This is a genomic window from Pedobacter sp. GW822-FHT03F06 (assembly GCF_058801365.1).
On record NZ_JBXANE010000007.1, the window covers coordinates 290110 to 316697 of the forward strand.

Genomic DNA, 26588 nt, shown 5'->3' on the forward strand with positions numbered 1-26588 from the left:
AGATGAATATCACATATAAAAAAATAATTCCGTTTGTGGCCCTGGCCGTTCTACTATCAGCAAATGGATGTAAAAAATCAAATCTCGATTCAGAGTTATTATCACAATTGGAGCCTCAAACCGCTTTAACCAGTGTAGCCGCGATGAAAGCAGCTATTGCAGCGATTGGAGCCAACGTGAGAAGAGAATTTACCGGCGATATGGCGCCCATTGTTACCGAATCCATATTCTCTGAAGTAGCTGTAGACGGAACAACCGATAAAACCACGCAGGCCCAGGATATGGATACCCGGGTAACGCCCGATGCCAATCTGGACAATCCTGATTTCAACAGGATCGGGTTTTACTGGACAGAAGGTTTTAGAGGAGTACGTATGGCCAATACCGTGATTACCTACATCGATAATGTAACTTTTAAAGATGAGGCCGAAAGAAATGCTATTCTTAGCGCGGCCTATTTTTACCGTGCTTATTATTATTACCGTTTGGTACATCAATTTGGCGATGTACCGTTGAATTTAAAAGATATCACATCTCCCAAACTAGATTACTTTTCGACCAGGCGCGACGTGATATTGAAAAAAATGCAGGAAGATCTTTTATTTGCCGAAAAATGGTTAAAGGATAATGTAGATCGTGGGGACGTAACCAAGGGCGCCTGTAGCCACCTGCTTACCAAAGTTAATCTGGCTTTGGGCGATTTTGATGCAGCCATTACCTCAGCTAATAATGTAATCAACAGTGGAACATATAGCTTAATGCGGACCCGCTTCGGAAGTACTGCCGGTGATGCAAGCAAAAATGTGGTTTGGGATTTGCACCGGATGGATAATAAAGCTATTGCGGCTAACCGGGAGGCACTTTTTTTAACCATTGACAGAGAAACACTTGCCGGGGCTACCGATTTGGGCTCACAAGTAATGCGTAACTGTGTACCTGCCTGGCATTTCGCCAATTTGAAAACACCATCTGGTGCCACCCAGGCCATTGTAGATGGGGTAAATGTAGAAATACCTTTAACATTAATGTATGGCCGGGGAATTGGGCGTTACCGTGGTACCGCATATAGCACCAAAAATATCTGGACAGACAATACCGATTACCGCCATGCACCGGGTATGTGGATGAACATGACTGACCTGGTATATAATAACCCTGCCATTAAAACGGGAAGTAACGTTGCCGAAAGAGCGCTGTATGGTAAACCGCTGGTAGATGTGACCCCTGCGAATGTAAACAACATGTTTTTGAATAAAGGTTTAGATACCATCCGCCATTTTTTTGGTTGGCCACATTATAAAACTTTTATCAATTCTACCAATGCACTTGCGGCTGATAAATATTGGACACCGCCAAGAGGAACCAATACCGACTGGTATATCTTCCGTTTGGCCGAAACCTATCTATTACGGGCGGAAGCCTATTATTGGAAAGGGAATTTAGCCCTGGCGATGGCCGATTTAAACCAGGTGCGTTCTAGGGCCAATGCAGCACTGTTAACTGATGCCTCAGCAGTTACTATTGGAACGATATTAGACGAAAGAGCGAGAGAACTCTTTTACGAAGAACCGCGTAAAACAGAGCTTACCCGTATTGCCTATATCTTTGCAACAACAGGTAAGCCTGCCTATAATGGAAAAAGCTATAATCTTGCCACCTTTTCTGATAATAATTTCTTTTACGACAGGATTATAGAAAAGAACGATTTTTACCGGAACAAGGTACCAACAGTATTAGGGGTCAACTTCAGGATTTCCCCATACCATGTGCTTTGGCCTGTTCCGGCAGCAGCGCAGCGCTTTAATACAGAGGGCCGTATCAATCAAAATAAAGGCTATACGGGTTACGAAAACAATGTTCCGGCATTGGATAAAATCCCTTAGTACATTAATGTTTAGTGGGTTAGGGGCAGTTTATGTATTAAACACTAACCCCTAACCTTTACTAAAACGCTCACCACATTGTAACGCTTAACCTCCTTTACCTATGGAAAATAAACCTGTTACATTAAAATTAATTGCAAAAGAGTTAAAGCTTTCTATTTCTACCGTTTCCAAATCGTTAAAAGATTATCCACGGATTAAAGAAAGTACAAAGTTGCGGGTAAAGGAGCTCGCCGCCAGGTTAAATTTTACACCCGATATTTCTGCGTTAAGGCTTAGAGACCGTAAATCAAGGATTATCGGTATTATACTGCCCAATCTTTCCGACCATTTTTTTACACGCAGTATTTATGGCATGGAACAGTTGGCTACCATGAACGGTTATAATATTATTATCAGTCAATCGCATGATAATTTTGAAATGGAGGTAACTGCTGCGGCTACGCTTTTAGGCTCGAGAGTAGATGGATTAATTGTAGCCATCTCCAAACATACTTCCGATTTCGCCCATCTCGATCAATTCGAAAAAATAGGAATACCGGTAGTTTATTATACCCGTAATCCAAGCTTTAACCTTAACTGCCATAAAGTATTGGGTAACACGCATCAGGGCTGCTATATGGCCACTGAATACCTGATTAACCGCGGACATAAAAGAGTAGCTTATCTTGGCGGGCCAAAAATGGTCAATTTTAGTCACGATCGCTTCTCCGGATACATTAATGCACTTAAGGATAACAATATTTCTTTTAATGCTAATCATGTAGCTTATACCGATTTTGATGATGAAAATACCCGTGTAGCCATTAAAAACCTATTTAGCGATCCTGAAAACGGACCTACTGCTTTAGTGGCATTTAAAGAGAAGTTATTATTTGATACGATTAAATTTTTGCGTTCAGTTGAACATCCTTATGCTAAAAAACTCGAATGTATAGGCTTCGGTAACGATCCTATTATTACCTATCTCAGTACCCCACCAATTGCCTCTATCGAAGAAAACCCCGAGGCCTTAGGCGAACAGGCTGTTATGTTGCTTGTTAAACTTATTAATGGTGATATTGAAGCCAGGGATTATAAAAAAGTAATTGTAAACTGCAGTTTAAAGGTTCATGAATCTTATGCATTATTATAAAATCGGCTCTGGCAATATTTCAGTGTAAATATTTCAATCGTTGTAACATCAATTAAATCCAATTTAGCTGCTTTTAAGGTAGTTGTCGTCTGTTTTGAATTACATTTTTGATTAGGTTAGAATATCAGATCAAGCTAACCAAAAGAATAAAAAACAGCTACCAAATTAAATCAGTAATAAACTATCAAGGATAGGAGATTACACCTCACTTAAAAATAATACTAACCAAATTTTAAATCTAACTAAAACTAACATGAGTCAGAAAATGAATTCAACGCATTTTATTGCATCACTGGTGCTTGTATTTTCCCTAAGCCTTTACGGTTGTCAGAAAGACAATGTAGTAGAATCAATTCCAGAAAACATTGATGTTGTAGCACAATCAAATACCAAAGCTACTACAGAGGCTATTCCAAGTAATATCAACACCGGTTTTACCCATGCCGATGGCACCTATACCTATGGCGAAGCCAGTGCCGATTTTGGTGGCGCAAACTTAACGGGCTGGAACGAAAGTAGGGCCTATATTTCGGGCAATTGGGCCAGGGCTACCCTCGCACCCAATTCTGTTTCGAATGGTTTAATTGCCGGTGCTGATATATCAGATGGTTCAGCATACGAAGCTACCTTTAAAGTACGTTTTCACAGTCAGTTCGACTGGAGCAGAGGCGGTAAAGTTGGCTTCGGATTCTTAATCGGTGAAGGCAATACCGGATGCGACATTGCCAGCGATGGTAACGGAGGAAGTTTACGTTTAATGTGGTACAATACCGGTAGCCGTGTGTTTTTTCAGCCTTATGTTTACCACAGGGATATGGCAGGCCCTTGCGGCGATACTTTCGGTAAATCTTATCCTTCATCAGGTAGCCTGGTAAAAGGCAATACTTATACCGTTCATTTATATGTAAAAAGCAACACCGGATCAAACACCAACGGTTGGGTACAGGTTATCATCAACGGAACTACCGTATTGGATCAATCTATCCGTTGGACGACCAATGATGCACAACGTTTGATTAACAGGTTATCATTCCACAATTTTAGAGGTGGAAAAGATGTTGCGGTATGGGGCTCAAGCCAAACCAGTTACATTTATTTTGATGATCTTGTAGTGAATAAGGTTCAATAGGACATTATAACTGACTTAAAAAAGAGATTGTACTAAAGTAGTTTGACTAATTTAATTGTGGAATAGTATTTCGATGGATCGTCATTCCCAACTTGATTGGAAATCTTAACGCATTAGTTTTCATAAGCTTTAGGATTAGCTTTGCTGAGCACTGCGTGGTTCCCGCATGCGCGAGAATGACGACAACACCTAAATAATTCTGATTTAATTCTTGGACATCACTTTTGATACAATCTCTTTTATGTTAAATATTATTTCTTCAATACTTCGGTTTTTACATTTTTGAATTTGTTCTCTGCAATCGTATTGTTAAAAGGGGCAACACTTTGCATCACCGGCGAGGGATATCTTTTAGTATCGAATTTTCCGGTCCAGTCTGCATCCTTGCTGTCGCCAAGCAATATACCCGTTGTAGCATTTGATATGGTGTTGTTTTTTATCATACAATCGCTGGCCGCAATATAAAAACCGATTTCATCTTTTCCTTTTGCCATGCCGTACATTAAACGAATAGCCGTTTGGATGCCATCAATTTTATTGTTGATCACCATGTGCCCCGTTCCATTAATTCTGATGCCACCTGTACCTCCTTTAAATGTATTATCGGCAATTATACAATCATGTCCGCCACGCATTACCAATTCCCCATCATTATCTTCGAAATAATTGTTCAGGTATTTATTACCACTGCTTTTATTGCTAATCACTTCACTTTCACCATTGCAACGGATAAATCTGTTTTTGCGTACAGTACTTTCCGGACGCTGATTGCCCAATAATACCGGATCTTGACCTACTTGTACACACTCACCACCATTACCGTTTTGCCAGCTCACTTTCACTTTATCACTAAAAACATTGTTTTCGATCAGCGTAAATTTCGGATAAGATTCTTTGGTGATTTTAACCTGCACATCCTGATTATCTACATTTGCTACGAAACTACAGCTTTCAACAACATTATGACTGCCATTACCTGATACAACAACTAAAGGGGTAAACTGCGATTTAACCTGATTTGCGAAAAAATTACAGTCTGATATCTTACAATTATTAGTTGTGTTTAACTCAATCAATATTCCCGTTTTACTCAGTACCGCATTTTTGAAATTGATCCCCTTGACAAAAATATAATCTCCTGAAATTTTAAAAACAGGTTGAGTAATATTCCCTGAAAAAGTGACCGAGCCCCGTTTTTCTGCATGGATAATAATCGGTTTAGCTGAAGTGCCTTTTGCGCTGATGGCTATTGCCCAATTGGCATAATTTCCATTTTTGATTGCTATTTCATCGCCGGGAACCAAAATAGATTCAATTGCCTTAAATTCTTGTTCACTGCTGATATAGTAAACTTTGGCTGAGGTTTTCTGGGCGAGAACAAAAAAGAGGAAGATACAGGTGACGAATTTTTGGATCATTTTTAACAGGTATTAATATTTATCAAACATACTAAAGCAACACTTGCTAAAATGTTATTATCAATAATTTTACCGCCTTAACCACTGTATAGGCGTATTTTAAGGCGATTCGTAAATTGAGTTTAAAAAAATAAAAAGCCTGAAGCGGCTTTTTTAATTTATTAGGCTTATTTTTGCGGCAAATTATAGAACCACACAGGAGATAAATTAAGGCCTGTGAACCTCAACAATCATTAGAAAACTAATATTTTATCAATGACAAACGACAAAAAAGAAATATTTGAAAGCGTAGCACAACGTTTAAAAATTGAAGGTTTTAATGTAGTAAACCGCGATGAAACACGTCCATGGGGTGGTTTCTTTGTAATAGACGAAGCGCAGGCGCAACAATTTGCCGATACTTATTTTGATGGACTAAATGTTGAAGACCTTAAAATTGGCGGTAAATTAAGCCCGAAAATTTTAATCGTTGCACCGAATACACGCCTTTCGTGGCAATATCACCACCGCAGAGCCGAAATTTGGCAAGTGGTAACAGGTACCGTTGGCATTAAGACCAGCCAGACTGATGAAGAAGGTGAAGTGAAAAAATACGCTCCAAAAGATCAGATCAAATTACAACAAGGTGAACGTCACCGTTTAATCGGTTTAGACGATTGGGGTGTTGTAGCAGAAATATGGCAACATACCGATGCTGCAAACCCATCAGATGAAAGCGATATCGTACGTGTTCAAGACGATTTCGGTAGATAATAAATAATTTAAAAGAAGAGGTTGTACTATAAAGGCAGTTTCAACTCAAATGCTGTCATGTTGAGCCTGTCGAAACACCTTAAAGTGTATTTAAACAGGTCCTTCGACAAGCTCAGGATGACAATCTATATTTATGGTACAACTTATTCTTTTTATCTAAACGCTTAATTTAAAGCGGTTTTTCTACGCTATTAAAACTAAACGCCCTCAAACTACGTTTATAAAGCATACACCCTATACATGATTATCTTCATTTTTTTTCTTTGCCATTGGTTTTTATCCCTGTTTAGTCAAACCTTTTTTCTTCACCGTTACTCGTCGCACAAGATGTTTAAAATGGAGCTTTTTTGGGAACGGTTTTTCTATCTGATATTGCTGATTTCGCAAGGCTCATCATTTCTAAACCCCAGGGCTTATGCCATCTTGCACCGGATGCACCATGCTTACAGCGACACTGAAAAAGATCCGCACTCTCCACATTTTTTTAAGGATGTTTTCGGGATGATGATTGCAACAAAAAATATGTATATGAATTATCTTCAATTTAAAATACAGCCAGAGCCAGCTTTCCAGGGAAATTATCCCGAATGGCCGATTGTTGATAAAATTGGAAATTCATGGGCCTGGAGAATTGCATGTGGGCTGTTTTATATCGGCTTTTATGTTGCGTTTGCCAACCACTGGTGGCTGTATTTATTGTTGCCGATCCATTTTTTGATGGGTCCTCTACATGGGGCAATTGTAAACTGGTGTGGTCATAAATATGGCTATTCTAACCATGATAATGACGATCATAGCAAAAACTCATTACCTTGGGATTTCTTATTAATGGGCGAACTTTTTCAGAACAACCACCATAAGAAACCAAACAGTCCTAACTTTGCTACCAAATGGTGGGAATTTGATCCAACCTATCCGGTAATGAAGGTATTGCACTGGATGCGTATTATAAAAATTAGAAAGGTTTAAGAAGAGGTTGAAAACATATTTCACTAATTAATTTGCCACCCTGAGCATAGGCGAAGGGTTGTTACGTAACTATAAGGTCTGTGTCTTCACAGACCATTTTTTTGCCCTATTTGGTTCACTAATAAGCCTTAGCTTTTTTCGCCACAGAAGCACTGAATTAACCATACAACTATTCATTCTGACGCTGCTGAAGGAAATAGCATAAGTTTCATTTGATGATTCCCTCCTTCAATGCTGTTTCTTGCACAGTTTTACCCCTGCTATGCTGAGGCATGAAGCAGTTGTTTCATAAGAGGCAAATACCTGGTGCCAGCACGTAAATACCTCAAAAAGATTGTAGTGAATGGCAGGACTGTCGTAGCCGAAACGAGCAGCAACCTGCTTTTCAAAAACCACACATTTACTTTTAGCCACGGATGCACGGAAATCACGGAGAATATCCCGGGGTTTTTACAATAAAATCCTTTTTGCTTATCTTACCGTATATAGGGCAATCTGTTTTAAATAAATTTCCATTCTGATGATCAACTTCCTCAAAATTGTTTTTTCGGCCTTGCTGGTTTTTATGTGTTATAAGGTAATCGCTACCTCGCTGGAAAGTAACCTGTTTGATCAATGGGACTTTCTAGGCAGCATCCCCTGGATGCGCGCCACATTGTGGGATTTTTATGCTAACATCTTCATTATCACCCTTTGGATGTTTTATAAAGAAAAAAGCATTATTCTTAAAATCTCTATGGCCATTTTGTTCGTATGTTTAGGTAGCATAGCAACCTTAGCCTATGTTTTAGTGCATTTATTCAAACTAAAAGATAGCGAAGGTGTTAAAGAATTACTGCTTAAGGCATAGTATGTAGAATTGAGGGTGTGGGGCTTTTGCTTTGAAGTTTAATAAGCTTGCTAGTTGGGCTTTTTGGCCTTAAACCTTTTACCTTAAACCTTATGCCACAAACCAAACATCTACTTTTTATTGTCCTCATCTCTCTTGTTGCCTGTTGTTTAATTATGGCCCTGGTTTGGCTCTGGGCAAAAAAAATCAAAAATGCCGGAGTAGTTGATGTTTTTTGGGCATTGAATTTTCCGGTAATTACGCTGATTACTTTTTTTCTGTCGGACGGATTTGATCCCCGCAAAATTTTAATCTGTGGTATGTTTTTAATCGCCGAGCTCAGGTTGGGCATCCACCTTTGGCAGCGCGTTATAGGTCATTTAGATGAAGAAGAAGGCCGGTATGCGCAACTTCGCAAAGAATGGGGAGACAAAGCGGACCGGAATTTTTTTTTATTTTTTCAATTTCAGGCAATATCCAATGTTATACTGGCCATTCCGTTTTTTATTATTACGGCCAATCCTTCACAGGCCATTTCTAGTTTAGAATATATTGGCGCTGCGGTTTGGGTAATTGCATTCTTTGGTGAGATGATTGCCGATAGGCAGCTTGCTGCATTTAAAAAAGATCCCAGTAACAAAGGTAAAGTTTGCGATACCGGATTATGGTACTACAGCCGGCATCCAAACTATTTTTTCGAATGGTTAACCTGGATGGCTTATGTCATTTTTGCGCTGGCCTCGCCCTGGGGTATCCTGGCCATCATCAGCCCTGCTATTATTTTATATTTACTAACCAGGGTTACCGGCATTCCGAATAATGAAGAGCAAAATTTACGGAGCAAACCTGTAGCTTATCAAAAATATCAACAAACAACGAGCGCTTTTTTTCCGTGGTTTAAGAAGAAATAGTTGGAAGTCTTCAAAAAACCTTAAACCTTTTACCTTATAACCCTCTACCTTAAAATGTGGTACGATAAACTTTTAGAAAACGACAAACTTCCGGATACAGCATTGCGTATCGGCATCAGAAAATTATGCAAACAACGCCTGGATGATGAAACGCTGGGCAACGAAGAATTACAGCAGGAAAAATTTATGGATCTGGTTGCCGAGCTGAAACAATCGCCTATAGCGGTAAATACGGCGGATGCCAATGAACAGCATTATGAATTACCCACTGCATTTTTTCAGTATTGCCTTGGCAAAAACTTAAAATACAGTAGTGGTTACTGGAAACCAGGTGTTAAAGATATAGATACCTCGGAGGATGATATGCTGGCCTTAACCTGCAAAAGGGCCGACTTACAGAATGGCCAAAATGTTTTGGAACTGGGCTGTGGTTGGGGTTCGCTTTCGCTTTATATGTCGGCAAAGTTCCCGAAGAGTACTTTTACCGTGGTATCTAATTCTGCTACACAGAAAATTTTTATTGATGAAACGGCAAAACAGCGTGGAATACAGAACCTAACGGTTTTAACTGCCGATATGAATACGTTTACGATTGCCGATACATTCGATCGGGTAGTTTCGGTAGAAATGTTTGAGCACATGCGTAATTATAAATTCCTGTTAAACAAAGTGGCTTCCTTTATGAAGCCAGACGGTAAGTTATTCGTACACATATTTACCCACAAAACCCTGGCTTACAAGTTTGAGGTGATAGACGAAACCGACTGGATGAGTAAATACTTTTTTACCGGAGGCATTATGCCTTCCAATCACCTGTTTTTTTACTTTAACGACGACCTCAAGATCGATAAACATTGGGTAGTAAATGGAAGCAATTACGGTAAAACCTCCGAAGCCTGGTTAAGCAATATGGACAAACATAAAAAGGAAATCATGCCTATTTTAGAAACGACCTACGGTAAAGGTCAGGCGGTGAAATGGTGGGTGTACTGGCGGTTATTCTACATGTCGTGCGCCGAACTGTTCAATTACAATAAAGGGAATGAATGGATGGTGTGCCATTATCTGTTTACAAAGGTATAAGGTATACGGTTTAAGGCGTATGGTTTATCTGTCTCAAATCTCAGGTCTCACATCTCAATTCAATAAAAATGAAAACTCTCGCCATCATTGGCTCAGGAATAGCAGGCATGGGTTGCGCCCATAAACTGCAACACAAATATGATATTACGCTTTTCGAAGAAGCCGGTTATATTGGTGGGCATACCAATACCATAACGCTCGAAGAGGATGGTAAACCTGTTTATTTAGATAGTGGTTTTATGGTTTTTAATTATCAGACCTATCCAAACCTAACTGAAATGTTTGCCGAAATTGATGCGCCAGTAATGAAAACGGATATGTCTTTCAGTGTTCAGTTTTTGCCTAAGAAACTAGAATATAGCGGCTCGAGCTTAAACCATCTTTTTGCGCAGCGAAAAAATCTGTTCAACATTTCATACCTGAAAATGCTCATGCAGATTAACCGTTTCAATAAACAAAGTATAGAGATTTTGGATAAGCCAGAATATCAGGACTACTCTATAGAAAAGTTTTTTAAGGAGTTTGGTTACAGTGATGATATGCTTTGGCAATACCTGATTCCCATGAGTGCTGCTGTGTGGAGTGCACCGATGGAACAGATTTTGGACTTTCCAGCTGTAACTTTGATCCGCTTCTTTCAAAATCATGGCTTTTTAGGTTTAGATACGCAACACCAGTGGTATACTTTGCAAAATGGCAGTCAGTCTTATCGTGAAAAACTGATTGCACCTTTCCGTGACAGGATCAAAATCAACAATAAAATCATTTCGGTAAAACGATTAGCAAACGGTAAAGTTGAAGTCGAAAACGAGAAAGGAGAAGTATTTGAGTTCGATAAGGTGATTATGGCCACTCATGCCGACCAGACTTTCGAAATTGTAAAAGATAAAACCACACTCGAAACCGAACTGCTTTCGAAATTTAAATACCAGCTGAATAAAGCTGTAGTGCATACCGACGAAGAACAGATGCCTGAAACCAGGTTAGCCTGGAGCAGCTGGAATTACCGTGTAGAAAAACAGGGCGATAAGTTATTGCCGAGTACCATTTATTGGATGAATAACCTGCAGGGTGTTTCTGAAAAACAAAATTACTTTGTTTCCATTAATCCGACCGGAACCTTAAACCCTGAAAAGATTATTAAAGAAATCGATTACCATCATCCTTTGTTTGATGTTTCGGCCATGCAGGCACAAGCGCAATTGCACAGGTTAAATGAAAAGGGACCGATATATTATTGTGGCAGCTATTTTAAGTATGGTTTCCACGAAGATGCGTATAAAAGTGCTGTTGATTTGTGCATGGAGTTATAAGCAGTTACGTCATTCCCAACCCGATAGCTATCGGGTTGATTGGGAACCACGATTGCTCATCGAAGATAATCGTAATGCTTTAGTCTGGCTTGTAAATTGTATTAAGATTCCCGCCTGCGCGGGAATGAGGTAAGTTAGTGAGCGCGCTAATTGATATAGATTTCTCGACTGCGTTGCACTTCGCTCGAAATGACGAACTCAAAATGGAGGCATGAACTATAAATTTCGTAAATTGTAATAACAATGGAATTCACATCAAGCATATATATAGCAAAAGTGATGCACCATCGCTTAGCGCCGAAAAAACATTCTTTTTGGTACAGGGTGTATATGTTCTATATCGATCTGGATGAATTGAACCTGCTGAGTAAAAAGCTTCGCTGGTTTAGCCTTAATAAATTTAACCTCTTTTCTTTTAGAGATGCAGAGCATCTTCAATTGCCAAAAGATAATCCCGATCAGACTAAAAATACCCGCCAGCATATAGAAAATTACCTGAAAGAAAATGGGGTGGATGGTAAGGAGCTGAAAATAAAACTGCTTACCAACCTTAATGTTTTAGGCTATAATTTTAATCCGGTTTCTTTTTACTATTGTTTCGATCAGCAGGGCAAACCGGTTTGTTGCGTGGCCGAAATCAGTAATACCTACCGGGAAATGAAACTTTTTTTCTTTGGAAAAGACGAATTACAGGGCGATACTTTCAAAAAAATAACCAAAAAATATTTTTATGTTTCCCCATTTATAGATCATGATGATACCTTCGATTTTAGATTAAATGTACCTGGGGATGCACTCGATATTAAAATTGATGACCTGGATAAAAATGGTAACCTGTTTTTTATCAGTACCTTAAAGGGAGCGAAAAAAGCCTTAACCAACAGCAATATGCTGAAGTATTTTTTCTCCATTCCGCTAATTCCTTTGCAGATAATGGGCATGATCCATTGGCAGGCTTTTAAACTTTGGATAAAAAAAATACCTTTTCACCCAAAAGCCGAAAACCCTGAGTTGCAACGCAACGTATATAAGCCGTATAAACCACAAATAAAATAGATAAAAGAATATGAATACGCTTGCTGCTACCAAAACATCCACAGGTTTTTTCGAAAAAGTAGTGCTTACCGCACTTTCTAAAATGACACTGGGTAAATTAGAACTTTCGCTGCCAGGTGGAGAGATTTGGGTTTTTGGCAATGGCGTACATAAAATTGAAGCAAATATCCAGGTAAATCATCCTGATTTTTTTAAATCAATAGTACTTTATGGTGATATCGGCTTTGGAGAAGGTTATACCTCCGGTTTGTGGGATACCACTAATATTACGAATGTAATTAAGTGGGTAATACTGAATATTGAAAATGCACCTTCTGTTACTGGTAGTAAGGTAAAATCTGTTGCGTTAAACCTTTTTAAGTGGGTGAACAAGATGTACCATGTGCGTAGGGCTAATACCCTGGCCGGATCGCAGAAAAATATTTCGGAGCATTACGATCTCAATAATGATTTCTTCGCTACTTTTCTGGATAAAACCATGACTTATTCCAGCGGTTATTTTTCTACTGAGCATTTGAGCTTAGAAGCGTCTCAATATGCCAAGTACGATCGATTAGCTAAACAATTAAAAATTAAAGCGACTGATCACGTTTTGGAAATAGGAAGTGGCTGGGGCGGTAATGCAATTTTTTTAGCCAAAAATTATGGCTGTCGTGTTACTTCGGTTACCATTTCGAAAGAACAACAAAAATTAGCTGTAGAAAGGGTTAAGGCTGAGGGTTTATCTGACAGGGTATCAATCATTATTCAGGATTACCGTAAAATTGAAGGGACCTTTGATAAAATTGTCTCTATCGAAATGCTTGAAGCTGTCGGTCACCAGTACCTGGAAACCTATTTTGAAAAATGTCAGGAGCTCTTGAAGCCTGATGGAATTTTTGCTTTCCAGGTTATTACCTCGCCCGATAGCCGGTATGATAAATTGAGAAGCGGTGTAGACTGGATTCAGAAACACATCTTCCCCGGATCGCTTTTGCCTTCGGTAGCAGCTATAAATAAAGCGATAAATGAAACTGGCGATTTAACGCTTGTCGACTTAAAAGATCTGGGCTTAGATTATGCCAGAACATTACATTTATGGTTTACAGAATTTAATAAGAACCTCGATAAAGTTAAAGCCTTAGGTTTTGACGCAACTTTTATCCGCAAGTGGAATTATTACTTAAACTATTGTGAGGCTGCCTTTGCCATGCGGAATATTAATGTAATGCAAATGGTTTATTCAAGGCCGAATAATATTTCGAGGTAAAGTGTAATATAAGATGGATGTGGCTGTAAGGTAACCTTCGCATCTTCCGTTTTACATTTTTCCATTCACAATGATTCCTTTTACCGATAAAAGCATAGTGTTTGCCGACAAATTAGAAGTGTTAGGATAAAAAGTATAGGTTGTAATTGTAACAAAATGCAATTTGCGTAGACTAATTACAAAAGACTAACTCTTAACATGAAAAAACTTCTACTACTTACCTTCATTCTTGGATTATTTTTTACCGCACATGCTCAGTTTACTGGCGGCGGCTTGGGTGGAGGACCAAAAAAATCTACCGTTACCGGACGTATTACCGCAACCATACTCGATTCTTTAACAAAAAAACCGATTGATTATGCTACCGTATCATTGATTACTGCAAAAGACAACAAATCTATAAACGGTGGTGTAACTGACGAAAAAGGAAAATTAACCTTACAAAATGTATCGCCTGATTCATATAAGTTAATGATCGGTTTTATGGGCTACAAAACAAAATCTGTTTTGGTTACTACCACACCATCAAAACCCGATAATAATATAGGTACAATCTACATTTCATCGAGCGAAAATACTTTGGCCGATGTTCAGGTTCAGGGAACTAAAGCAGTTATCGAAAATAAAATCGATAGGATGGTATATAACGCAGAGGCTGATGGCACAAATGCCGGCGGCGATGCAACAGATGTAATGCGTAAGGTGCCGATGTTATCTGTTGATGTTGATGGAAATGTTCAGTTACGTGGTGGTGCCGTTCGTGTGTTGATTAATGGTAAACCATCTGGAACGATGGCCAGCAGCGTTTCTGACGCCTTAAAAATGATTCCTGCTGAACAGATTAAAAGTGTAGAGGTAATTACCAGTCCATCAGCAAAATATGATGCTGAAGGTTCAGGGGGTATCATCAATATTATTACTAAAAAATCTAATGCGCAGGGCGTAAGCGGTACGGTAAATGCATCTGCAGGTACACGTCAGAACAATGGTGCATTTAACCTAACTGCGAAAACGGGTCGTTTAAGTGTAAATGCAAGTCTGGGTACAAATTTGGCCTATGCTCAGGATTCGAGAGTATTATTTGAAAATAGTACGCGTACGGATACCATTGGCAAAACAACGATAACTAACATTATGCAAGACGGGGTTTCTAAATGGAGCCGTAAAGGTTATAACGGTAGTTTTGGTGTTGATTATGATTTTAATGCCTATAACAACGTAAGCTCTAATATAAAATACAATAACTTTTCAAATGGTGGTCCGGGAAGTGCGGATTATGTTTTAAATGGTGTGCCGTTTAAAAATATCAGTGATATGGACATGGGTTTTAATAACTTCGACTGGAATGTAGACTATAAGCATACCACTAAAAAAGAAGGAGAAGAATTCACAATTTCTGGTCAATTATCATCGGGAAGAAATACAACAGATTTCCAAAACGAAATTATTGGAAGTTCATTTCCTGCTGTAAATAATAACAATACCGGTAAAAATCAGGAATACACTATACAAACAGACTACACTTATCCGTTTAGCAAATCGACTATTTTGGAGGTAGGTGCAAAGGGCATTTTCAGAAACATCAATAGTGAATTTTCTAATAATGCAAACCAGGATTTTGAGTACAAGCAAGATGTAGCCTCTGCATATGGGGTAATTAGCTTTAAATTGAGTAAAAAATTAAACTTTAAAGGTGGCTTAAGGTCAGAATATACCAGTATCGATTTCAATACTATTAATCCGGGCATTCAGAAAAATAACTACTTTAACTTATTTCCAAGCGCGATCATTTCGCAAACACTTAAAGGCAATGCAACTTTGAAATTAAGTTACAACCGTAGGGTACAAAGACCGAGCTTAGCCTATTTGAACCCTTTCCGTAATGAGAGCGATCAGTTTAATATCAGACAAGGAGAGCCAACATTAAGTCCTGAACTAAGTGATAACCTTGAGCTTGGTTATTCGACCTTTATTAAAGGATCTGTGATCAATGCATCAGTATTTTACCGTCGCACAGGTGGGGTAATCGAAAGTTCTATCACTCCATTAAAAGAGAACGGATTTGAGAAAACATTATCCACATATATAAATGTGGGAGTGGCACAAACTTATGGAGCGAATGTTTTTGCCTCCTACAATCCAAAACCAAAATGGACTTTAATGACTAATCTTGGTGTTAATACCTATGAGGTGAGCAATACGCAAACAGGAATAAGTACAGGTACCTTTTTAAACTATAATATCTTTGGCCGGTCTGCATACGGATTTGGTAAAGGTTATAATTTCGAATTGTTTGGTGTGGTAAACTCGCCAAGAAGAACGTATCAAGGTAAAACAGATGCAATGATTTTCTACGGGGCATCATTCAAAAAAGATATCCTGAACAAAAAAGGCTCAATTGGCATCAATACTTTAAATCCATTTACCCGCGATCTGCATATTAAAACCGTAAATAATTCTGTTACAACACTTGGAAATAAAGTAAGTACACTTTATCAGAGCACTAACATTTATTACCCATTACGTTCTTTCGGTGTGAACTTTAGTTATTCATTCGGTAAGCTTAAATTTACGGAGAAGAAAAAAATCAAAAACGACGATGTGAAACAAGATCAGCAACAAGGTGGTATGGGCGGCGTTCAACAATAAAACCCAATCTAAATATATAGTTCAGGCCTCCCGGTAAAAATCGGGAGGCTTTTTAGTTTTTCTTTATCCTTTTTAAAATCATCAAACTTAATGGATTAAAGGAATAACCTGAGATGTTATTCTGCAGCATCACTACAGATTGGTCGTAGAAAAGGGGAACAACCGGAGCATAATCCATTACCATCTGATCCATTTTGCGGTACAGCTCAAAACGTTTTTCGTTATCGGTTTCGTAATAGCTTTTCTCGAACAATTGATCGAATGCTTTATTGTAAAAAGCAGTATAATTTGGTCCATAAGGGACTTTGTTTTTTGAGTAAAACATCGAAAGGAAATTTTCGCCATCGCCATAGTCGGCAAGCCAGGAACCACGAAAAAAGTTTACGCTGTTTTTCGACATTAAATCTCTTAAGCTAGCACTTGGGCTTACATCAATTTTAACTTTAATACCTACGGCAGTAAGCTCGCCCTGAATAAATTCGATCAGATCTTTATAAGTTGTGGTTGTATTTAAGGTTACTTCTCCCATACCTTTTCCTTCCGGGAAACCAGCTTCCTCTAAAAGTTTGGCAGCCAATTTTGGGTTATAGGCATATCCCCTAACAGCCAGGCTATCGAAACCAGGCATGCCTTTAGGAATGAAACCAGATGTTGCGGCTACGCCAATGCCATTCCTTAAGTATTTAATTAACCGATCACGGTCTATAGCATAATTAATGGCCTGCCTAATTTTTTTTAAGCGTAATGGCGATTTCTTCACAATCGAAAGGCTGCTATCAACCAATATACCTACATACTCGGTACACAGGTACGGGCTTTTGGTTAATGTAAATTTTCCTTTATACTTTGAGGTCATCTTCCCGCTTTTGGTCAGGATATCGTCGCGGTAACTGCCGTCTACATTATAGTAGAAATCCAGATCCTTTTTCAGGAAACTCATGAAACCACTCTGTTTATCGGTGATGAAGCTGGCTTTAACGGCATCAAGATAGGGTAGTGCTATCCCTTTGGCATCTTTTTCAAAATAATGCTCATTTTTTAAAAGCACTAATATTTCACCTTCTTTCCAGTATTTAAATTTAAAAGGGCCAGTGCCAACAGGATGACTTCTAAAATCTTTACCATAATGTTCTACAACTTCTTTAGGTACAACAGAGCAGTATTGTGTAGTGAGTAAACTCATAAACGGTGGGAAAGGACGCACCAGCTTAATCTGGAAAGTAGAATCATTTAATGCGATAAAATTATGCTTATCCTGCACTTTATCACTAAAAATCCATCCGCCTGATGAGGCTACTTTTGGATCGATTAAACGATAAAAACTATATACAAAATCACTTGCAGTTACTTTGCGCCCTTTGCCATTTTTAAAAATAGGATCATCATGAAAGTAAACATCGTTACGCAGGCTAAAAGTGTAAGTTAACGCATCTTCCGAAACCTGCCAGCTTTTGGCTATACAGGGCTGTGTTTGCAAGGATGAGTCGATCTGTACCAAACCATTGAAAATCTGGTTGGTCATCCAGATCGCGTTCTGGTTGCGCGCAAAGGCCGGATCAATAGAGGTTAAACCCTGATCGAGATTAATATTAAAGACTTTTTTGTCCTGATGATCAGCATTTTCCTTACATGAAAAGAATAAGCTTACACAAAAAAACCAAAATATATAATTAAATGAGCCTCGCATGCGGTTAGGAATGTTATTTTTGCACAAATTAATAAATTTAATGCAGATGTCTTTTTTAAACGATTTATTTATCGGCCTCGATGCTGCTCAGCAGGAAGAATTACAGGAACGTTTAGATTTAGTGGAGCACAAGATTAAGTTTATGGATAAAATGCCTGTAGCCTGTTTAGATACGAGCAACAATCCGGAATATTTTTTATCAGAAGAAATTTCGCTGGCAGGTGGAATGATAGAGACTGACATACTAAGCGCTGTTTTTATTATTTATTATCAGCCGGGTAAAACTTTAACCGATTTAATGAGAGAAGTACCTGCAGCATTAAATACCGATTGGCAAGCGGTGCAAAACAACAGAATCATTTTATTGAATGACGATGTTAACCGCGAAAGAACTGCTGAAAATGCCGTTTCGCTAATAGAAGATATTGCCGAAATGTTACACCCGGGTTCTTTTATCTTTGGCCATGAAGGTGATAAATGGATCAGGTTTGGCGCATAGGGAATGTGAGATTTGAGACGTTAGATATGAGAGGTAAGACGGATGAGAAAAACTAAAATTCAATGCTCGCGCTAATTTTCAAACGAGTGCATAAGTAGTAATACGATTTTATCTTTAGAAACGGTGTTAACTGAATTTTCAATCCGCTGAAAGAATTTGCAACTTTACAACTTCTCAGCTAAAGCATTGCATTTTCTGTCAGATAGAAATATCTGACAGCACGAGAAAACCTTTCAACCCTCTACCTTCCAGCCTTCAGACCTCTCTAATCTGGTACTCTTCTATTTTACGGTAAAGTGTGGTCAAACCGATACCCAGTAATCGCGAGGTTTCTGTTTTATTGCCTTTGGTATGGATGAGTACTTTTTGAATGTGCTGCTTTTCTATCTGCTGGAGGTTGTAATCGTTTTCTATCGGCGTAAATTCAAAAAATTCAGGAGGTAAGGCCGTAGCGCTTAAAGTATCTCCGTCAGATAGGATTACCAAACGTTCGATCACATTTTTAAGTTCCCGGATATTTCCTTTCCAACTATGATCACTCAATATTGATAAGATCTTATCATCCATTTTTGGTGTTGATCGGTTTACCTTATCTGCAAATTCTTTCAGGTAAAACTTAGCTAGTGCAGGGATGTCTGCCTTGCGCTCGCGTAGCGGAGGTAAGGTGATGGTAAAAACCGAAAGCCGATAATAAAGATCTGAGCGGAATTTTCCAGAGGCTGCATCGGCCTTTAAATCTTTATTTGTGGCGGCTAAAATCCGAACGTTTACCTGTTGTGTTTGGGTATCGCCTACTTTGATAAAAGTCTGGCTTTCGAGTACACGCAATAACTTTGCCTGTAAATCGAGGTTCATCTCGCCGATTTCATCCAGTAATAGGGTGCCGCCGTTAGCCTCTTCCAATAGCCCTTTTTTGTCTTTATTGGCACCCGTAAAAGCCCCTGCTTTGTATCCGAATAGTTCGCTTTCCAGTAAATCAGGGCTAAAGCCACTGCAATTTAAGGCCACAAATGGTTTTGCAGCCCTAGGGCTTTCATAATGGATCGATTGAGCAAAAACTTCTTTCCCAGTTCCTGTTTCTCCCAATAATAAAACAGTAGTATCGGTTGCACTTACTTTTTTAGCCAGATCAATTGCTTCCTTTAAAGTTTTTGATTGACCGATTATGGTTTCGAAGCTATGTTTTTTAGCGATTTTGTTTTCCAGATCAGAAACCCTGCGCTGTAGATTTGATTTATCCATTGCCTTATACAACAGCGGAATAATTTTGTCGTTATCATCGCCTTTTACCAGATAATCGAATGCACCGTTTTTAATCGCCAAAACGCCATCGGCAATGGTGCCGTAAGCGGTAAGGTTTATAATTTCGACATAAGATTTTATGGCTTTAATATCCTTAACCAGTGCAACCCCATTAACATCGGGTAATTTTACGTCACTGATTACGATGCTTACATCGTTATTTTTAAGCAATTTAAGGCCTTCTTTCCCGGTATTGGCCTGTAGGGTTTTAAACCCCTCTAATTCTATAATTCTGGAAAGTAAACTGCAGATTTTCTTTTCATCATCGATGATGAGCACCATGCCATTCATAGGTAAAATTTATGCTGCAATATTAAGGATAAAAATATCGAAAGATGATGAGGTGGATAAAATAAAGGGCTTTAGCCTTTAAGCTTTGGACTCTCGACCCTGGACTCTTCTTCCTCGGTCTGTGTCCTCACAGAACGAAAAGATAAATATTGCAAAAGAAAGGAGTGGTCTGTGGGGGCACAGACCACGGGTTGAGATTAAATCATTTTTCGTAAAAACGGCCTAAGGTCTTCGACTACGCTCAGACTGACAAATGCATGGTTATCTTTGGTCTTTAAGCTTTGGTCTCCCGACCCTGGACTTATTTTGTACCTTTTTCGTTTCCGAAGCATTAAAGTAAAAGCTTTTTGAGCATATTTGATTTTTGCAAAACAAATTTTATGTTTAAGAGACTAACCGCAATATTCATATTTTGCTTTCCGGCTGTTTTTTGTGCTGCCCAACAAGTACGCCCAGCCAAATCTTCAGAAATTTATAGGGAGATAAAAACGTTAAAACATCTTCCGAAAGTTTTATACCTGGCTGCTCACCCCGATGATGAGAATACTGGCTTATTATCTTGGTTAATCAACGATCAAAATGTAGAAACGGCTTATTTGTCGCTTACCAGGGGAGACGGCGGGCAAAACCTTTTGGGCACCGAACAAGGGGCGGCCTTAGGCCTGATCAGAACACACGAACTTTTAGAAGCCCGCAGATTAGACGGTGCGCAACAATTTTTCACCAGGGCAATCGATTTCGGCTTCTCTAAAAACACCAACGATACTTTTAAACAGTGGGATGCCGATAGCATTACCGCCGATGTGGTTTGGGTGATCAGAAAATTTAGACCTGACGTGATTATCTGCCGTTTCCCGCCTACTGCTGCTGCTGGGCACGGACAACATGCAGCTTCGGCTGTTGTGGCGGAGAAAGCGTTTAAGGCTGCTGCTGATAAAAATATGTTTCCAAACCAGCTTAAATATGTTTCTGTTTGGCAGCCAAAAAGGTTGTTATGGAATACCTTTAGGTTCGGTTCTGTTAATACCACAGCCGAAAATCAGTTAAAGGCAACTGTTGGGCAATACGACGCACAATTGGGAATGGGTTATGGTGAATTGGCAGGATTAAGCCGAAGTTTACACAAAAGCCAGGGAGCAGGAACACAGTCGGTGGCTGGGGTACGTTCTGATTATTTTACCCATGTTTTAGGCGATCCTGCTAAAAAAACTTTGTTCGATGGTTTAAGCCTTAACTGGTCAGACAAAGGCATAGGCGATATTGATGAACTGATTGATATTACACTATTATCTTTCAATTATAACCAACCTGATAAGAGCCTGCATGGACTGTTGATGCTGAGAAAGAGAATTGCTGAATTGCAAGATGCAGCCCTGAGAAAAGATAAACTTGCGGCTATCGATAACATCATTTTAAGCAGCGTAGGTTTTATGGGAGAGGTGGTAACCAATCAACCTGAAGCAATTGCCGGTAATAGTTATAATTTCCGTTTAAACTTAATTTCAAGATCGGCTACCCCTGTTACCATTGAAAGTGTGAATTGGTTAAACCAGACAGATAATTTAAATAGAGCACTCGCTAACGACTCGCTGATTACCATTGAACGTAAAATCCAGATTCCGGCAGACGCGGCACTTACTGAACCTTATTGGTTAGCTAAGCCTGCAAAAGATGCGGCAACATTCAGCGTAGCTAATGATACTTTAATCGGACTTCCGGAAATGCAATCGCCAGTGAATGTGCTGTTGTCACTGAAAATAGAATCGGAAAAATTTAAAATCAGATTGCCCTTATCTTATAAAAAATTAGATCCTGTTAAAGGTGATGTTGTAGAAGCCCTCCGGATCATCCCTGCACTCGATTTAAGTTTTAGCGAGCCTGTTTATTTCGCTAAAGAAAAAGAAGCTTTAAATGTTGGCCTTCGCTTAAAGGCCAATAAGAACATCAATTATGGTAAGGTGAGTTTCAAGATCGGCAACCAGGTAGTAAAAACCTTCCAAGGGATTAATCTGGCAGAGAATACCATCAATACGATGAATTTCCTTCTCCCGGTTGAAGATTTAGCGAAAATTAAAACCAGCCAGAATAAATTAGAAGCGGTTTTTTCATCAGAAGCGAATGAATATTCAAAAGGACAAGTATTAATTCAGTACCCTCATTTGCCAACCCTACAATATTTTGTTCCGGCCACAACATGGTTGATTAAAGGCGATGTAAAAGTGCTGGCGAAAAAGGTTGGATATATTGAAGGAGCTGGGGATCTGATCCCCGAGTTTTTAAGACAGGCAGGTTTGCAGGTTGATGTACTAACAGAAGCGGATATCCTAAACTCAGCAAAACTGGCAAGTTACGATGCAATAGTAACAGGAGTAAGGGTAATCAATACCGAAAAAAGAATTAAAAACTGGCAAACTGCCTTGCGCGGTTACGTAGAAAACGGTGGAACCATTGTGATGCAGTACAATACTACACAAGACATGGCGCTACAGGATTTTGGTGTTTATCCGTTTAGCATCAGTGGCAAGAGGGTAACTGAAGAAAATGCAGAAGTTAAATTTTTAAAACCTGAACATAAACTGTTAAACTATCCGAATAAAATTACCGCTGAAGATTTTAAGGGCTGGGTGCAGGAGCGCGGTGCTTATTTTCCTGATAAATGGGATACCAAATACGAACCGCTTTTTGAGATGCACGATACCGATGAAGAGCCGCTTCAGGGGTCGACACTTTATGCCAAATACGGTAAAGGGAATTTTATTTATACACCTTTAGCCTTTTTCAGGCAATTGCCTGCCGGAAATGTTGGTGCAGCCAGGTTGTTCTTTAACTTTTTATCAGCTGGGAAGTGATGAAAAACCAATTCAAAAACTGGAATACCTGGTATATTTTACTCGCTTTGGCGCTGGTATTTCAGCTTATATTTTATTACCTGTTTACTAAATTCTGGGCATGAGTAATATCGATTGGGCAGTTCTGATATTTACTTTGCTTGCTGTGGTAACCTATGGTGTTTTTATTGGTCGTGGGCAAAAAAGCAATGCTTCTTATTTAAAGGCCGATAATAAAATGCCCTGGTATATTGTGCTACTGGGTATTATGGCTACGCAGGCCAGCGCCATTACTTTTTTATCAGCACCTGGGCAGGCTTATACCGATGGCATGCGTTTCGTACAATATTATTTTGGTCTGCCGTTAGCCATGATTGTTATTTGCATTACTTTCATCCCGATTTTTCAACGGTTGAATGTATATACAGCCTACGAATATTTGGAAAACCGTTTCGATAAAAAAACAAGGGTTTTAACTTCGTTGCTGTTTCTGTTTTCGCGGGGATTATCGACAGGGATCAGCATTTACGCACCAAGTATTATCCTCTCGAGCGTTTTAAACTGGAATATTTATTTAACCAATATCCTTACCGGCGGGATGCTATTGATTTATACTTATGTTGGTGGCGCAAAAGCAATTGCACACACACAGAAACTACAGTTTTTGATCATCTTAGGGACAATGGCCTTTGCCGGATATCTTTTGGTGCAAAATATGCCTAATGGAATCGGATTTAAGGATGCACTTTACCTGGCCGGGAAATCGGGTAAATTAAATGTAATTACCACCGAATTCGATTGGAAGGATAAATACAATATCTGGAGTGGTTTAATCGGAGGCTTTTTCCTTGCACTTTCTTACTTTGGCACAGATCAGAGCCAGGTTGGAAGATACATTACTGCGAAAGACAATACCAATGCTAAAATGGGATTACTGTTGAATGGACTGGTTAAAATCCCGATGCAGTTCGCTATCCTGTTAATCGGTGCATTATTGTTTGCTTTCTTCTCGTTAAAGCCAGCACCGATTTATTTCAATGAACGCTCCTATCAGTATCTAAAAGAAACACAGCCTAAACAAGCGGCAGCTTTCGAAAAAGAACACGATGCTTTAGCGCAGCAGTTTAACCAGCAATCAAAAAATATCCTGGTAGAAAAGGAAAAGCAATTACCATCTTTAAATTCTTCGATAGAGAATTTTAAATCGACCCAAAAGCAGGTAAAAGAACTGCACGGCAGGGTAGAAGAAGCAATCAACAAATCGAATTATAACGCAGAGAAAACCGATACCAATTATATCTTTTTGTACTTCGTAAAGAATACCCTTCCCGTTGGAATGATCGGCTTGCTTTTCGCGGTTATCTTTTTGGCCAGTTGGGGGTCTATTTCTGCAGCGCTGAATTCGCTGGCTGCATGTTCGTTAAAAGATGTACACCTCATTTTTGGTAAAAAAGAAGTAGACGACGAAACTGAATTAAAATATAGCCGTTTGCACACTTTGGCCTGGGGTATTTTTTCAATAGCTGTTGCCATGTTTGCTACACAGATGGGCTCGCTAATAGAAGCCGTTAATGTGTTGGGCTCGCTTTTCTATGGGCCAATTCTAGGCATTTTCTTAGTGGCATTTTATTTTAAAAAGATAAACGGACCCATCGTATTTATTGCAGCCATCTTATCCGAAATTACCGTTGTGGCTGTATATGAGTTCGATATTGTTTCATTCCTTTGGCTCAATGTAATCGGTGCAGCAGCAGTAATTATGTTTTCGGTAATTGGCCTCTTGTTTTCTAATCCAAAAATAGTAGTCGACAAATAAACTTAATTTTTACGTGCAACAGATATTCGCTTCCCAAGTGCAAACCTAAAATTTAATACCTTTATTCCGACAAATAGATAACGCTAAATATGAACGAAGCTTGGGTTGATAGGTGGAATGACCGATACAGTACCGATGAGTTTGCTTATGGCGAACAACCAAACAACTATTTAAAAGAGCAGTTGATGCAGCTCGAGACCGGAACCATACTTTTTCCGGCAGAAGGAGAAGGCCGGAATGCTGTTTTTGCAGCTAAACTCGGTTGGAAGGTTTCGGCCTTTGATATTAGTATTGAAGGAAAGAACAAAGCACTCCAACTCGCAGAAAACAATAATGTTAATATTGATTATCAAGTCGGCGAGCTTCAGGAACTGGACTATAAAGCTGAGCAGTTTGATGCCATTGCCTTGATTTATGCACACTTTCCATCGGCAATTAAATCTACTTACCACAAAACACTAAGCAATTATTTACGCAAAGGCGGTTTGCTTATTTTCGAAGCTTTTAGCAAGAAACACCTTCATTATCTTGCCAAAAACGAAAAAGTTGGTGGACCAAAAGAAATCGACATGCTATTTTCGATCGAGGAAATAAGCGCTGATTTCGAAAATTATGAGATTTTGGTGCTTGAAGAAAAAGAAATTGAACTGAATGAAGGTTTGTTTCATAACGGGCAGGGCTCGGTAATCAGATTTGTTGGAAGAAGGAAATAAAGCAATTTAGTCTATAACTGAGAAAATGAATTTAAAAGACAGTAAAGTTTTTGCACATTTTTTTTAGACACAGGGATTATAGTTTTTATCAACCTAAAGCCATAAATTCGTAAAATCAAAAACAACAAAAACAGATAAATATAATACTATGAAAACGATGATTAAATCAATCGCGTTGCTATTTACGGCAATTACCATTTCTGTAAGCGCAATGGCACAAGATGCTCAGCCTAAACCAAGTCCTGCGGCTACAGCAACGGGAAAAGTTAAAGGTGCAACCATTACCATCAACTACAGCAGCCCTGCAGTTAAAGGACGTAAAATCTGGGGCGGTTTAGAAGCCTTCGATAAAGTATGGCGTGCAGGTGCAAACGAGGCTACTACTTTCGAAACCGATAAAGATATCCTGGTTGAAGGTAAACCTTTGGCAGCTGGAAAATACAGTTTCTTTTTAATCCCTAAAGAAAGTGGAACCTGGACAGCTATTTTTAACAAAGAACCAAAACAGTGGGGTGCTTACAAATACGAAGAAGCTAAAGATGCTTTGCGTGTTGATGTTAAAACCAAAGCCTTAAAAGCTACACAAGAACGTTTGGTTTATAAAATTACCAAAAGCGGATTCGCTTTAGAATGGGATAAAATTTCTGTTCCGGTTAACATTAAATAATTGAAATAAAATTATTTTAAAGCCGTCCATGTTTTACATTAGGACGGCTTTTTTTTGCTTCTGTTTTTAGAACCGAATTTTAGTCACTTATTGGTTTTTTGGGGAAAATGGCTGTGCAGTAATTCTTAGAGGCTTTCAGTCCCTCCATTTTATTCCTTGGTCTGTGTCCGCACAGACCAATAGACAGCTTTAGGTATACAAGCAAAAAATACTTAATGGTTATTAGAATTAGGAAATGAGTGGTCTGTAGTGCTTAGGGGCTATCAGTCCCGCCATTCGCTGTAGCTCCGATAGAAGCCCTGTGAAACAAGCATGCACACCAAAATATAACATAAACCGGTGCTTAATCGGAGGCTGCCGCTGCTGTCGGGTTTAGGTACAACGGTTTTTGCACCCTGCAACCCAACA

General features: G+C 39.0%; 20 protein-coding genes. 17 read left to right on the forward strand and 3 right to left on the reverse strand.

Annotated features, from left to right (window positions below; all coding sequences use genetic code 11):
• Nucleotides 1-2 precede the first annotated feature (2 nt).
• The 3 genes from AC1RJ8_RS14470 to AC1RJ8_RS14480 all read left to right on the forward strand — a co-directional run bounded on the left by AC1RJ8_RS14470 (nt 3) and on the right by AC1RJ8_RS14480 (nt 4147).
• Complete coding sequence (locus tag AC1RJ8_RS14470) at nt 3-1883, forward strand: RagB/SusD family nutrient uptake outer membrane protein (RefSeq protein WP_492954436.1); 1881 nt, start codon at nt 3-5, stop codon at nt 1881-1883.
• 103 nt (nt 1884-1986) lie between these two features.
• Complete coding sequence (locus AC1RJ8_RS14475; RefSeq protein WP_492954437.1) at nt 1987-3018, forward strand: LacI family DNA-binding transcriptional regulator; 1032 nt, start codon at nt 1987-1989, stop codon at nt 3016-3018.
• A 253-nt stretch (nt 3019-3271) separates the two neighbouring features.
• Complete coding sequence (locus AC1RJ8_RS14480; RefSeq protein ID WP_493008052.1) at nt 3272-4147, forward strand: polysaccharide lyase; 876 nt, start codon at nt 3272-3274, stop codon at nt 4145-4147.
• A 251-nt stretch (nt 4148-4398) separates the two neighbouring features.
• Here AC1RJ8_RS14480 and AC1RJ8_RS14485 read toward each other — a convergent pair whose 3' ends face one another.
• Nucleotides 4399-5565 (reverse strand): chondroitinase-B domain-containing protein, encoded by a 1167-nt coding sequence (locus AC1RJ8_RS14485; RefSeq protein WP_492954439.1) that lies wholly within the window; start codon nt 5563-5565, stop codon nt 4399-4401.
• Nucleotides 5566-5820: 255 nt separating this feature from the next.
• On the opposite strand from AC1RJ8_RS14485, the gene AC1RJ8_RS14490 reads away from it, so the two are divergent.
• The 9 genes from AC1RJ8_RS14490 to AC1RJ8_RS14530 all read left to right on the forward strand — a co-directional run bounded on the left by AC1RJ8_RS14490 (nt 5821) and on the right by AC1RJ8_RS14530 (nt 16377).
• Nucleotides 5821-6318, forward strand: a complete 498-nt coding sequence (locus tag AC1RJ8_RS14490) for a cupin domain-containing protein (RefSeq protein WP_492954440.1) — start codon at nt 5821-5823, stop codon at nt 6316-6318.
• 240 nt (nt 6319-6558) lie between these two features.
• The gene (locus AC1RJ8_RS14495) at nt 6559-7287 is read left to right on the forward strand and encodes an acyl-CoA desaturase (RefSeq protein WP_492954441.1); all 729 of its coding nucleotides are present in this window, start codon (nt 6559-6561) and stop codon (nt 7285-7287) included.
• A gap of 520 nt (nt 7288-7807) precedes the next feature.
• On the forward strand, nt 7808-8137 hold the full coding sequence (locus AC1RJ8_RS14500; RefSeq protein WP_492954442.1) for a DUF1475 family protein: 330 nt from the start codon (nt 7808-7810) through the stop codon (nt 8135-8137).
• A gap of 92 nt (nt 8138-8229) precedes the next feature.
• The gene (locus AC1RJ8_RS14505) at nt 8230-9027 is read left to right on the forward strand and encodes a DUF1295 domain-containing protein (protein WP_492954443.1); all 798 of its coding nucleotides are present in this window, start codon (nt 8230-8232) and stop codon (nt 9025-9027) included.
• Between the two features lie 54 nt (nt 9028-9081).
• Nucleotides 9082-10110, forward strand: coding sequence for an SAM-dependent methyltransferase (locus AC1RJ8_RS14510; protein WP_492954444.1), 1029 nt, complete (start codon nt 9082-9084; stop codon nt 10108-10110).
• 68 nt (nt 10111-10178) lie between these two features.
• Nucleotides 10179-11423 (forward strand): NAD(P)/FAD-dependent oxidoreductase, encoded by a 1245-nt coding sequence (locus tag AC1RJ8_RS14515; RefSeq protein WP_492954445.1) that lies wholly within the window; start codon nt 10179-10181, stop codon nt 11421-11423.
• A gap of 243 nt (nt 11424-11666) precedes the next feature.
• Nucleotides 11667-12479: a DUF1365 domain-containing protein gene (locus AC1RJ8_RS14520; RefSeq protein WP_492954446.1), complete on the forward strand. Its 813-nt coding sequence runs from the start codon at nt 11667-11669 to the stop codon at nt 12477-12479.
• Nucleotides 12480-12489: 10 nt separating this feature from the next.
• Nucleotides 12490-13728 carry a class I SAM-dependent methyltransferase gene (locus tag AC1RJ8_RS14525; RefSeq protein ID WP_492954447.1) on the forward strand — a complete coding sequence of 413 codons (1239 nt, stop codon included), beginning with the start codon at nt 12490-12492 and terminating at the stop codon, nt 13726-13728.
• A gap of 198 nt (nt 13729-13926) precedes the next feature.
• The gene (locus AC1RJ8_RS14530) at nt 13927-16377 is read left to right on the forward strand and encodes a TonB-dependent receptor (RefSeq protein ID WP_492954448.1); all 2451 of its coding nucleotides are present in this window, start codon (nt 13927-13929) and stop codon (nt 16375-16377) included.
• Nucleotides 16378-16429: 52 nt separating this feature from the next.
• Here AC1RJ8_RS14530 and AC1RJ8_RS14535 read toward each other — a convergent pair whose 3' ends face one another.
• Entirely contained in the window at nt 16430-18064 is a 1635-nt protein-coding gene (locus tag AC1RJ8_RS14535; protein WP_492954449.1) for an ABC transporter substrate-binding protein, read from the reverse strand.
• A 46-nt stretch (nt 18065-18110) separates the two neighbouring features.
• On the opposite strand from AC1RJ8_RS14535, the gene AC1RJ8_RS14540 reads away from it, so the two are divergent.
• The gene (locus AC1RJ8_RS14540; RefSeq protein ID WP_492954450.1) at nt 18111-18563 is read left to right on the forward strand and encodes a substrate-binding domain-containing protein; all 453 of its coding nucleotides are present in this window, start codon (nt 18111-18113) and stop codon (nt 18561-18563) included.
• A 255-nt stretch (nt 18564-18818) separates the two neighbouring features.
• Here the strand turns inward: AC1RJ8_RS14540 and AC1RJ8_RS14545 are convergent, their stop codons facing one another.
• Complete coding sequence (locus AC1RJ8_RS14545) at nt 18819-20156, reverse strand: sigma-54-dependent transcriptional regulator (protein WP_492954451.1); 1338 nt, start codon at nt 20154-20156, stop codon at nt 18819-18821.
• Between the two features lie 380 nt (nt 20157-20536).
• On the opposite strand from AC1RJ8_RS14545, the gene AC1RJ8_RS14550 reads away from it, so the two are divergent.
• From AC1RJ8_RS14550 to AC1RJ8_RS14565, 4 genes are all read left to right on the forward strand, one after another.
• Complete coding sequence (locus AC1RJ8_RS14550) at nt 20537-23005, forward strand: PIG-L family deacetylase (RefSeq protein WP_492954452.1); 2469 nt, start codon at nt 20537-20539, stop codon at nt 23003-23005.
• Nucleotides 23006-23105: 100 nt separating this feature from the next.
• Nucleotides 23106-24800 (forward strand): sodium:solute symporter family protein, encoded by a 1695-nt coding sequence (locus tag AC1RJ8_RS14555; protein WP_492954453.1) that lies wholly within the window; start codon nt 23106-23108, stop codon nt 24798-24800.
• Between the two features lie 89 nt (nt 24801-24889).
• Nucleotides 24890-25513, forward strand: coding sequence for a class I SAM-dependent methyltransferase (locus AC1RJ8_RS14560; protein ID WP_492954454.1), 624 nt, complete (start codon nt 24890-24892; stop codon nt 25511-25513).
• A gap of 148 nt (nt 25514-25661) precedes the next feature.
• Nucleotides 25662-26180 (forward strand): DUF2911 domain-containing protein, encoded by a 519-nt coding sequence (locus AC1RJ8_RS14565; RefSeq protein WP_492954455.1) that lies wholly within the window; start codon nt 25662-25664, stop codon nt 26178-26180.
• Nucleotides 26181-26588 lie beyond the last annotated feature (408 nt).